The organism is Nonomuraea insulae (assembly GCF_042656245.1).
This window is the reverse complement of record NZ_JBHSPA010000136.1, coordinates 124,519-134,017: the sequence shown is the minus strand read 5'-3', so window position 1 is coordinate 134,017 and position 9,499 is coordinate 124,519. Positions and strand designations below refer to the sequence as shown.

At 68.6% G+C, this 9,499-nt stretch carries 12 protein-coding genes and 2 pseudogenes; 8 read left to right on the top strand and 6 right to left on the bottom strand.

Annotation, left to right across the window (positions count from 1 at the left end; genetic code table 11):
• The 5 genes and pseudogenes from ACFPZ3_RS69670 to ACFPZ3_RS69655 all read left to right on the top strand — a co-directional run bounded on the left by ACFPZ3_RS69670 (position 1) and on the right by ACFPZ3_RS69655 (position 2,247).
• Complete coding sequence (locus ACFPZ3_RS69670; RefSeq protein ID WP_379525273.1) at positions 1–438, top strand: hypothetical protein; 438 nt, start codon at positions 1–3, stop codon at positions 436–438.
• Between the two features lie 79 nt (positions 439–517).
• A pseudogene (locus ACFPZ3_RS70450) lies at positions 518–664 on the top strand (transposase); the annotation flags it as partial.
• Complete coding sequence (locus tag ACFPZ3_RS69665; protein WP_465263612.1) at positions 644–1,000, top strand: fluoride efflux transporter FluC; 357 nt, start codon at positions 644–646, stop codon at positions 998–1,000. The pseudogene ACFPZ3_RS70450 and the gene ACFPZ3_RS69665, both read left to right, overlap by 21 nt.
• Positions 964–1,239, top strand: a pseudogene (crcB, locus tag ACFPZ3_RS69660) (fluoride efflux transporter CrcB); the annotation flags it as partial. The gene ACFPZ3_RS69665 and the pseudogene crcB, both read left to right, overlap by 37 nt.
• Positions 1,240–1,509: 270 nt before the next feature.
• Positions 1,510–2,247, top strand: a complete 738-nt coding sequence (locus ACFPZ3_RS69655; RefSeq protein ID WP_379525353.1) for a VOC family protein — start codon at positions 1,510–1,512, stop codon at positions 2,245–2,247.
• An 11-nt stretch (positions 2,248–2,258) separates the two neighbouring features.
• Here ACFPZ3_RS69655 and ACFPZ3_RS69650 read toward each other — a convergent pair whose 3' ends face one another.
• A complete protein-coding gene (locus tag ACFPZ3_RS69650) occupies positions 2,259–2,711 on the bottom strand; it encodes an organic hydroperoxide resistance protein (protein WP_379525271.1) in 453 nt (150 codons plus the stop codon).
• 147 nt (positions 2,712–2,858) lie between these two features.
• Positions 2,859–3,920: a hypothetical protein gene (locus ACFPZ3_RS69645; protein WP_379525270.1), complete on the bottom strand. Its 1,062-nt coding sequence runs from the start codon at positions 3,918–3,920 to the stop codon at positions 2,859–2,861.
• A 287-nt stretch (positions 3,921–4,207) separates the two neighbouring features.
• Between ACFPZ3_RS69645 and ACFPZ3_RS69640 the strand changes: the two genes are divergently transcribed.
• Complete coding sequence (locus ACFPZ3_RS69640) at positions 4,208–5,116, top strand: helix-turn-helix transcriptional regulator (protein ID WP_379525269.1); 909 nt, start codon at positions 4,208–4,210, stop codon at positions 5,114–5,116.
• Positions 5,117–5,125: 9 nt separating this feature from the next.
• Here ACFPZ3_RS69640 and ACFPZ3_RS69635 read toward each other — a convergent pair whose 3' ends face one another.
• Positions 5,126–6,160: an aldo/keto reductase gene (locus ACFPZ3_RS69635; protein ID WP_379525268.1), complete on the bottom strand. Its 1,035-nt coding sequence runs from the start codon at positions 6,158–6,160 to the stop codon at positions 5,126–5,128.
• Positions 6,161–6,263: 103 nt separating this feature from the next.
• Here ACFPZ3_RS69635 and ACFPZ3_RS69630 point away from each other — a divergent pair, with 103 nt between their 5' ends.
• The gene (locus tag ACFPZ3_RS69630; RefSeq protein ID WP_379525267.1) at positions 6,264–6,875 is read left to right on the top strand and encodes a TetR/AcrR family transcriptional regulator; all 612 of its coding nucleotides are present in this window, start codon (positions 6,264–6,266) and stop codon (positions 6,873–6,875) included.
• A 69-nt stretch (positions 6,876–6,944) separates the two neighbouring features.
• Here the strand turns inward: ACFPZ3_RS69630 and ACFPZ3_RS69625 are convergent, their stop codons facing one another.
• Both ACFPZ3_RS69625 and ACFPZ3_RS69620 read right to left on the bottom strand, forming a co-directional pair.
• Positions 6,945–7,151 carry a 4-oxalocrotonate tautomerase family protein gene (locus ACFPZ3_RS69625; protein ID WP_379525266.1) on the bottom strand — a complete coding sequence of 69 codons (207 nt, stop codon included), beginning with the start codon at positions 7,149–7,151 and terminating at the stop codon, positions 6,945–6,947.
• A gap of 80 nt (positions 7,152–7,231) precedes the next feature.
• Complete coding sequence (locus ACFPZ3_RS69620) at positions 7,232–7,966, bottom strand: SDR family oxidoreductase (protein ID WP_379525265.1); 735 nt, start codon at positions 7,964–7,966, stop codon at positions 7,232–7,234.
• Positions 7,967–8,072: 106 nt separating this feature from the next.
• Between ACFPZ3_RS69620 and ACFPZ3_RS69615 the strand changes: the two genes are divergently transcribed.
• Positions 8,073–8,777, top strand: coding sequence for a TetR/AcrR family transcriptional regulator (locus ACFPZ3_RS69615; protein WP_379525264.1), 705 nt, complete (start codon positions 8,073–8,075; stop codon positions 8,775–8,777).
• A 70-nt stretch (positions 8,778–8,847) separates the two neighbouring features.
• Here the strand turns inward: ACFPZ3_RS69615 and ACFPZ3_RS69610 are convergent, their stop codons facing one another.
• Positions 8,848–9,495 (bottom strand): TetR/AcrR family transcriptional regulator, encoded by a 648-nt coding sequence (locus ACFPZ3_RS69610; RefSeq protein WP_379525263.1) that lies wholly within the window; start codon positions 9,493–9,495, stop codon positions 8,848–8,850.
• Positions 9,496–9,499: the final 4 nt, after the last annotated feature.

Sequence of the window (9,499 nt, the reverse complement as noted above, 5' to 3'; positions counted from 1 at the left end):
ATGAAGCTCAGAGTGATGACCGGAGCTGTGGTGATGGTGGCCGGACTCGTCGTCGGTGCGCCGGCGGCCTCGGCGGACACCATCATCAGTGTCTCGGCGTGCATGCAGAAAGACCATCTCTTCAGCAAGACGATCACGGGCGCGAAGCTGAGCGGCCTCTTGAGGCGGAACTGCACGGTCCGGTACGCCAGTGGCATAAGCATCGGCGCGCGCGACTACCTCGCCATCAGCACAAAGGACACTAAGTGCGATAAGTATGGGCCCAACTTCATGTCCGGTGCATGGTTCGAAGCGAAGAACAACAACGGCTGCCGCGGAGGCTGGAAGACCACCAAGGCGGCAACCGGCCACTCACCGGGGAGGCAGTTTCAGTACATACTGCAGACGCGGAACAGCAAGACGATCGGCGCAACCACCGGTTTCGTCGATTTCGGATAGGGGTCGTGTAGCGCGGACCCGTGACGGCGGCCGCACGAACGCCGGTGGAGAGGCTGACCATGGCGAACCCGTTCAGCCGCTGATGCACGCCATGGTCGAACGGGCACTCGCGGCGGGCGTGCCGTTCGGCCGGGTGACCGCCGATGAGGCATACGGCGACAATGGGCCACTGCGCCGCTTCCTGGAAAGCCGGCAGATCGGCTACGTGCTCGCGGTCTCCTGCTCCACCTCGGCCGATCACTTCTCTTCGGAAGAGAGGTCAAGTGATGCCAACGTCGTGGGCTGCCTGCTCATGGGCCTGCTGACCAGCGAGCTGACCAAGCATCCGCTGCACCGCCAACCGGTCAAGATGTTGCTCGGCACCGGGTTCCTGGGCGGCTTCACCACCTTCTCCCACCTCGTGGACGGCGTCCGGGAGCTCACCGTGGGCGGCTCGCCCGGGTGGGCCGCCGTCTACCTCGTGCTCAGCGTCGTTCTGGGTCTGCTCGCCGTCTGGGCCGGCATCCCCCTGGGCAGGCGCCTGCGATGGTTCTCGTCCTGGTCGTCTTCGTCGGCGGCATGATCGGCGCGCCCACCCGCTACCTCGTGGACGCCTTCGTCGGGAGGCGGGCCGGGACCGGCCTGCCGTGGGGCACGCTGGCCGTCAACATCATCGGCTCGGCCATCCTCGGCCTGCTGATGGGCATCGCCTCCCGCCAAGCCCTGCCGGGCACCGTGCTCGCCCTGGTCGGTACCGGCTTCTGCGGCGCTCTGACCACGTTCAGCACCTTCAGCACCGACACCTACAAGCTGCTCGCCGCCGGCCACACCGGTAAGGCACTGATCAACATCGCGATGAACCTCGTGCTGGGCCTGGCGGCCGAGAAGAGGTCGCCCACACCGTCGGCATTGAAGTCGGGCGTGGCCGATGCCCCCATACCGGCATATTGCGGGTTCTGCGCGTGGGTGAGGGTCTGCCAGCCAAGGAAGTGTGACATTCCGGCGATCGACGTGGGCCGATATACCCGCGGCATACCGCCCCCTCCTCAGGCTTCTCTTTCTGGTTTATCTGTTGGGCATAGGGTTGGCGGCATGGCGCTGCGGCTTGTTCAGGTGAATATCAAGGCTCGGGACGACTCGGCGCTCGGCGCGTTCTGGGCGGAGGCGCTCGGCTGGGGTGTCTCCAGCGAGGGGCCCGGCGTGACCAACCTCGAACCCGAGGGCTTCGCCTGGCCGGACCCCGACGCCTTCTACGTCGATCTCGTCACCGTCCCGGACCCAGAAACTGTGAAGTACCGCGTACATCTCGATCTTGCCACCACCTCTGCCGCCCATCAGGCGGAGCTGGTCGCGCGCCTGAAGGAGCTGGGTGCGACGCCCGCCGATGTGGGCCAGGGCGACGTGCCGTGGACGGTCCTGGCCGATCCGGAGGGCAACGTGTTCTGCGTGCTGGAGCCTCGGGAGATCTACCGGGACACCGGGCCGATCGCCGCGGTGGTCGTCGACTGCGCTGACCCGCGGGCCATGGCCCGGTTCTGGGACGAGGCGATGGACTGGACTCTGCACGAGGTCACCGACGATCATGCCCGGCTGCGCTCCGCCAAGGGTGTCGGGCCGTATCTGGAGTTCCTCCGCACGTCCGGCGTGAAGACCGTGTGGAATCGCGTCCATCTCGACCTGCTGCCGTACCCCGGTGACGATCAAGCGGCGGAGGTGGCCCGGCTGCGCGCGCTCGGCGCCACCGACGTCAACCTCGGCCAGGGCGACGTCCCATGGATCGTCCTCGCCGACCCGGAGGGTAACGAGTTCTGCGTCCTCGGTCCGTCCTGACGCTGAGTCTCTCAGGGGGCGTCAGCCGTCCGAGTCCCCTGCTGGACTATGGCCTTGAGGGTCACCTCGACGTTTCCCCGGGTGGCGTTGGAGTACGGGCACACCTGGTGTGTGGCCTTTACCAACTCGTCGGCGGTGGGCTGCTCCAGGCCGGGCAGGTGCGCTGTCAGCGACACGGCGAGGGCGAAACCGCCGGTCTCCGTCGGGAGCAGGCTCACCTTCGAGTGGACGGTCGACTCGGGCAGTTCGACTCCCATCCCCTTCGCGACCAGGCGGAGCCCGTTGTGGAAGCAGGCGGCGTATCCGGCGGCGAAGAGCTGCTCCGGGTTGGTCTTGTCGCCGCCGGGGCCGCCCAGCTCCTTCGGGATCGCGAGGGACTCGTTCAGGACGCCGTCGAGGGAGCGGACTTGGCCGTTGCGGCCGTCACCGGTCGACAGGGCTTCGGTGGCGTACAGCTCGGACATGTTGTTTTCCTTTTCGCGGGTGCCGGGAAGACGGTGGGGTGGGGGAGTTCGGGCCGGTGTTTCTGCGGAACCGGCCCGGGGAGAGAGGCGTGTCCGATCGGGAGCGCGGGTCAGCGCACGTCGACCGTGTCCGACCAGGAGTGCGGGTCAGCGCACGTCGACCGGGCGCAGCGTGAAGCCGTCGTTCGGCTTGCCGGCCAGCAGGGCGGCCAGACCGCCGCTGAGCGCGTAGGTCGCGCCACGGGGGCCGGCCGTGACGGAGCTGGTGACCGGGTCGGCGACGGTGTCGGTGGTCGAGACGGTGGCGGACTTCCACTGACGGTCAGGGCGAACCCGCTGCACGACGGCGGCCTTCCCGCTGAGCAGTCCGCTGCTGACCACGGCGATCGACCTGTCCGGCAGGACCCGGATGCCCGCGGTGAGGGCCTTGAGGTTCTTGGAGAGCTTGACCTTGGCGGCCTTCTTGGGGCTGTCGACCGGCACCCGCACCAGGGTGCCGTCGGCCTTCGCGACGATGAGGATGTTGCCGGGCATCCATGCGACGGCGCTCATGCCCACGTTGTTCAGGAAGTTCGGGACGTCGACGTTCCCGGCCAGCAGCTTGTGGCGCAGGAGGACGGAGGCCCGGCCGGAGCGGTCGATGCGGAAGATCGTTGAGGAGAGCTGGTCGACGGCGTACGCCGTGCCGTTCGGGGCGACCGTCACGTCGGCGATGAGATGCTGCTTGTCGTCCTTGGCGACCTTGTTCAGGTCGGCGTACCAGAGCCGGCGTCCGCTGCCGATCTGGTACGCGGCGACGCCCGCGACCTTGAACTTGGTGGCGGGTGTGGAGCGGTCGGCCGTTCCGTAGTCCACGTTACTCGCCAGGATCCTGTTCCCCCTGGTGTCCACCCGCACGGCCTGCACGGACACCAGCTTCTTGTCCTCGATGATGGTGCGCACCCTCCCCTTCTGGTCGACGGAGGAGATGGTGCTGTGTGCCAGCGAACCCGTCACGAACTTCCCGGACTCCGGGTGGTAGTCCGCGGAGTGGGGGAAGACCCTCGGCCCCTTGGCCTCGACGACGGGCGCCGCCTGACGGGCGCTGTCGAAGGTGATGGCGGCGTGCCGGTCGGGAGCGGCGAGGGCGCTGGTGGTGCCGACCAGCGTGGTGCCGAGGACCGTCATGGTGGCGAGGGCCAGGGTGGCCGCGGAGCGCTGGAGCTTCATGGGGCGTTCTACTTCCTTCCAAAGACGCGGTCCGGCCGGTGCGCCGGACAACGTGTGCGTGATGCCGTGTCCAAGTGAGCTGGGTCGAGCAGCAGCAGGCGCCGCGTGGACGGCGAAGTCGCCGTACCGGGCTCCGGCCCGATGACGCCGGCCGTCCCGCGCCAGTTTCCTGTTCCGGGGCCGCCCTGCGTTCTGCTCGTGGCTTCGAGTTTGCTGCCGCCGGCCGTTCACTGCCTGCCCCTGCCAGGGGCAGGCTGTCTGGCGTCCCAGTGCTCGATACTTGGCGTATGAACAAGAAGTCGGGGTTGGGGGAGTTTCTCCGGATGCGCCGGTCGCAGTTGCAGCCGGCGGACGTGGGACTGCGGGATTTCGGAGAGCGCCGTCGCGTGTCGGGGCTGCGCCGTGACGAACTGGCGCAGCTCGCCGGGGTGGGCTTGTCCTACTACACGCGCCTGGAGCAGGGGCTCTCGCTCAACGCGTCACCGGAGGTGCTGGACGCGCTGGCCCGTGCCCTCGATCTTGACGAGGTGGAGCGGGCCCACCTGCACGACCTGGCCCGCGCCTCGCGCCGCACCGATACCCGGCGCAGGTCCGCGCCGGAGCGAGCGGGAGACACGACCCAGCAACTGCTCGCCGCGTTCGGCGACGCGCCCGCGATCGTGCTCGGGCGCCGCAGCGACGTACTGGCCTGGAACCGTACGGGACACGCACTGTTCGCCGGACACCTTGACCCGGACATCCCCAATCAGCCCGACCAGCGTCCGAACACGGCCCGGCTGGTCTTCCTGGACGCGCACACGCGGGACCTGTACAGGGAGGACTGGCCGAAGAAGGCCAGGGACGTGGTGGGGAAACTGCGGCTCGCCGCCGGGCAACATCCGGACGATCCTCGGCTGGCCGCGCTGATCGGCGAACTGACCATGAAGAGCCCGGAGTTCGCCAGCATGTGGTCCGAGCACCGGGTCAGGAAGTGGGACCTCGCGACCTACCGCATGCACCATCCGCTCGTAGGCAGCATGCGGCTCAACCTCCAGACCCTGAACGTCCCGCAGGAGGACGGCCAGCGCATAGTCGTGGTGACCGCCGAGGCCGGCACCGGGTCAGCGGCAGCACTGAGCCTGCTCGCCCAGGCCGGTGGTACTCCGAGCGGTGTTCGGTCCGTACGCCAGGCGGCACGAACCGAAGCCACCGCCTGATCGGACAGGTCAGGCGGCGGTGCGTTCGCTCATAGGGCGGCGGCGGAGGCCCGGGCTCAGGAGGTCCGGGGGCAGGTAGGCCTGGTCGAGGGTGCCGACGTCGGTGCCGGGCGGAACGATCTCGTCGATCCGGTCGAGCAGGTCGTCGGTGAGCGTGACGTCGAAGCCGGCGATCAGGTCGTCGAGGTGCTCCATCGTGCGCGGCCCGATGAGCGCGCTGGTCACGCCGGGATGAGCGATCGCGAACGCCATCGCGAGGTGCGTCATCGGCAGGCCCGCCTCCTTGGCCAGCGAAATGAGCCGTTCGACGGCGTCGAGCCGAAGTTCGTTCTCGAAGACCTTGAAGAAGGGCATGGTGGCGCGGACGAGGTCGGTCTGCTGCCCCTTGCGGACGCGTCCGGTGAGCATTCCTTGCGCGAGCGGGCCCCACACCAGCGTGCCCATCCCGTAGCGTCGCGTGACCGGCAGCACCTCGGTCTCGATGCCGCGGTTGAGGATCGAGTAGGGCGGCTGTTCGGCGCGGAAGCGTTCCAGGCCGCGCCGCTCGGCCACCCACTGGGCTTCGACGATGTCGGAGGCGGGCGTCGTGGACGACCCGATCGCCCGGACTTTACCACTGTGGATCAGGTCCGACAGCGCGGACAGCGTCTCCTCGATGTCGGTGTCGGGGTCCGGCCGGTGGATCTGGTACAGGTCGATGTGGTCGGTCCCCAGGCGGCGCAGCGAGTTCTCGACCGCGGTCATGATCCAGCGCCGCGAGCTGCCCTGCTGATTGGGATCGTCACCCATCGGGCGGCTGAGCTTGGTCGCGAGGACGACGTTGTCACGACGCCCTTTGAGCGCTTTGCCGACGACCTCCTCGGACGTGCCCTGGGAGTAGGCGTCGGCGGTGTCGATGAGGTTGACCCCCGCGTCCAGCGCCTTGTGGATGATGCGGATCGAGTCGTCGTGGTCGGGGTTGCCGATGGGCGCGCCGAGCATCAGTGCGCCGAGTCCGTAGGGGCTGACCTTGATGCCGGTCCTGCCGAGGGTGCGATATTGCATGCTTCTCCTCATGTGGGGCCGCTAGACTAAAAGCGGAACACCGTTCAGCGCTGACAATACGGAACACTGTTCCGAAGCGCAAACGCAAGGGGGAACCCGCCGCATGTCCGACCGCCCCGCCGGGGAACCGGCCGCCCGCCGCGTACGCCCCGACGTCCAGCGCAACCTGGACGCCCTGCTCACCGCGGCCGCCGAGGTCTTCGCCTCCGACGGCGTGGACGCCCCCGTGCGCCGGATCACCGCCAAGGCCGGAGTCGGGGCGGGCACCCTCTACCGCCACTTCCCGCAGCGCTCGGACCTCATCACCGCCGTTCTCCGCCACGGCCTCGACTCCTGCGTCGAGGCCGCCCCCGCCCTCTCGGAGCAGTACGAACCGGTCGAGGCCCTCACGCGGTGGCTGCAGCACCTCGCCCAGTTCGTCGCGGGCAAACGCGGTCTCAAGACCGCCCTGCACTCCGGCGACGCCGCCTACGAGAGCCTGCCCGGCTATTTCGAGGAGCGCTTCGTCCCCGTCGTGACCCGGCTCCTCGACGTTGCCGCCGCCTCCGGCGACATCCGCTCGGACATCCCTCCGTACGACCTGCTGCACGCCGTGAAAGACCTCGTCGCGCCGGACGACCCCGGCTACACCCAGCGCATGATCGCCCTGCTCGTCGACGGCCTGCGCTACCGCTCGGCCGAGACCGGCTCCGTCACGAACGGCGAAGGCGACTGAACCCGTGCCGGGCCTCGGGACTGGGTCGGGGCGGGGCCGGCTGGGGGGTTCGGCCCGGCCCCGGACGGGTCAGCTTCGGCCGAGCATTTCGGCGGTAAGGATATTGCCGCCCAGGCCCCAGCCGCCGTCCGGAACCTCCTCCAGCAGAACCAGGGCGGTGGCTCTGGCTCGTTCTCCATAGACGTCGGCATAGGCGTCGGTGACGGCGTCGATGAGCCTCTTCTTCGACTCGGGGGTCAGGGTGCCGGCAGGCACCTTGAGGTTGGCGAATGGCATGCGGGATTCCTTTCGTGGTGGGAATTCGGAGAGGGTGACAGGAGGTCGGCGACGATCGAGGACCTGTCGCGCGCCGGTAATCAGATGATTCCGCCGTTGGCGCGTACGACCTGCCCGTTGACCCAGTGCCCCGCCGGGCTCGCCAGAAAGGCGACGACCTCGGCGATGTCCTCGGGGGTGCCGAGCCGCTCCAGCGGCGACTGCTTGGCGAGCCGTTCGACGGTGGCCTCGTCCTTGCCGTCGAGGAACAGTTCGGTGGCGGTCGGGCCGGGCGCGACCGCGTTGACCGTGATGTCCCGCCCGCGCATTTCGCGGGCGAGCACGAGCGTCATCGCCTCGACGGCTGCCTTGCCGGCGGCGTACGCCCCGTAGTTCGGGAACTGCAGACCGACCACGGAGGTAGAAAGGGTGATGATCGCGCCACCGGTGCGCACGCGACGCGCGGCCTCCCGCGCCATGACGAAGGCGCCGCGAATGTTGGTGCGGTGCAGGGCGTCCAGATCGTCGAGGTCGAGTTCGGCGATGGGGGACAGCGACAGCCGCCCCGCCGAGTTGACGACCACATCGACCCCGCCGAAGGCCTTCTCCGTCGTGTCGAACATCGCCGCGACGGCGTCCTCGTCCGCCACGTCGGCCTGAACCGGGATGGCCCGGCCGCCGGACGCCGTGATCCTCTCGACCACCTGCGCCGCGGCGGAGGCCGACTCCTGGAATCCCACCGCGACCGGGCAGCCTCGCGCCGCCAGCGCCATCGCGATCGCCCTGCCTATCCCGCGAGAGCCGCCACTGACGACGGCAACATGCTGATCACTCACGGAAGCTCCCTCCTTATCGTCGATATGCTTTTTCAATATCGATGCTACGGAGTGACCCTAACACAGATCCGTATCACCGATATCGACTGGCGGTAGCATTGATTTCATGGCAGCGACAGACTCGCTTCGCGCAGCGATGACCGAAGCCGCGGTGCGGCAACTAGCGACGTCCGCGAACCACGAGATCGCCACGCGCGCGGTCTGCGAGGCGGTCGGCGTGAGCCAGCCGGTGCTCTACCGGTTGTTCGGTGACAAGCACGGGCTTCTCGACGCCGTCGCCGACCACGGGTACGAGCGGTACGCCGCGATCAAGGCCGCTCAGGAGCACACGCACGACCCGGTCGCCGACCTGCACGCCGGCTGGGACGGCCACATGGCGTTCGCGAAGGAGAACCCGGCCCTCTACCAGCTCATGTTCACTCCCCGGCCGTGGTCCCACTCAACGGCGCGAGATCGCGTGATGGACCTGCTGGTGGCGGCCCTCACCCGGTGCGCGGCGGCGGGCTCGTTGAGGGTCGCGCCGCAGACGGCCGCTCAGCTCATCCTGTCGGCGAACGTCGGGACCGCCCTCGACCACATCTCCAGACCGGCCCTGTTCGACGACCCCACACTGTCCCACCGCATGCGAGACGCCGTATTTTCGCACGTACTCACAGAAACGACCGCGCAGAACGACGCCGATCCCGTGCACACCGCCGCACTACGCCTTCACGCGCAACTCGATCTCGTCGGGACCGAGGCCCTCGAACCGGCCGAGACCGCCCTTCTGCGGCGATGGCTCGAACGCATCACGCAACCCACCCGAGGATGACCGCCGCGCTCGCGGACACGCTGCGGCGCCGCACGTTCACCAAGCTCTGACCGCCGGTACGTCCAGATGCTCAGATCGACTCGGGCGGAGGCTCGTCGGCCGGGAGCGGCAGTGCCACGATGCGGCGGGCCTCCGATTCGGCCATGCCGAACATCCGCAGGACGTTGAGCACGGTCTGGTCGGCGACGTCGTCGACCGAGGCCTTCGGGTCGGTGAAGCAGAGGTGCATCGTGGCGATCAGGCACCCCGCGGTGCAGGCGAGCGCCACCCCGACGTCGTCGATGACGAAGCGGCCGGCGGAGACGGCCGCCTCGATGTCGTATCGGGCGTGCACCGCATGGCCGTACGGCGCTTCCAGCAGCGCGCCCCTGCTGTTCAGCATCACCTGCGCCAGCCGCGGGCGGGTGCGGACGAGCCGGCCGGTGAGCCGCATCGACGTCGCGAAGACCACGGCCGGGTCGTCGACGTCGGCGAGCAGCCGCTCCAGCCAGGCGGCGTGGGTCTCGAGCGCCTCGGCGATCGCCGCGTCGAGCAGCTCTGCCTTGGACGAGAAGTGGTTGTAGAACGTACCGAAGCCGACGTCGGCGGCATCTGTGATCTGCTGGATGCTGACCTCGAAGTCACCGCGCTCGGCGTAGATCTCCTGCGCGGCCTCGATCAGCGCCCTTCTGGTGCGCAGTTTGCGCCTCTCTCCACGCGACGGCTGCTGTTCCGGCATGGTC

Coding starts and splice junctions, on each gene's coding strand:
- ACFPZ3_RS69670 (WP_379525273.1), top strand. CDS start 1: ATGAAGCTCAGAGTGATGACCGGAGCTGTGGTGATGGTGGCCGGACTC.
- ACFPZ3_RS69655 (WP_379525353.1), top strand. CDS start 1,510: ATGGCGCTGCGGCTTGTTCAGGTGAATATCAAGGCTCGGGACGACTCG.
- ACFPZ3_RS69650 (WP_379525271.1), bottom strand. CDS start 2,711: ATGTCCGAGCTGTACGCCACCGAAGCCCTGTCGACCGGTGACGGCCGC.
- ACFPZ3_RS69645 (WP_379525270.1), bottom strand. CDS start 3,920: ATGAAGCTCCAGCGCTCCGCGGCCACCCTGGCCCTCGCCACCATGACG.
- ACFPZ3_RS69640 (WP_379525269.1), top strand. CDS start 4,208: ATGAACAAGAAGTCGGGGTTGGGGGAGTTTCTCCGGATGCGCCGGTCG.
- ACFPZ3_RS69635 (WP_379525268.1), bottom strand. CDS start 6,160: ATGCAATATCGCACCCTCGGCAGGACCGGCATCAAGGTCAGCCCCTAC.
- ACFPZ3_RS69630 (WP_379525267.1), top strand. CDS start 6,264: ATGTCCGACCGCCCCGCCGGGGAACCGGCCGCCCGCCGCGTACGCCCC.
- ACFPZ3_RS69625 (WP_379525266.1), bottom strand. CDS start 7,151: ATGCCATTCGCCAACCTCAAGGTGCCTGCCGGCACCCTGACCCCCGAG.
- ACFPZ3_RS69615 (WP_379525264.1), top strand. CDS start 8,073: ATGGCAGCGACAGACTCGCTTCGCGCAGCGATGACCGAAGCCGCGGTG.
- ACFPZ3_RS69610 (WP_379525263.1), bottom strand. CDS start 9,495: ATGCCGGAACAGCAGCCGTCGCGTGGAGAGAGGCGCAAACTGCGCACC.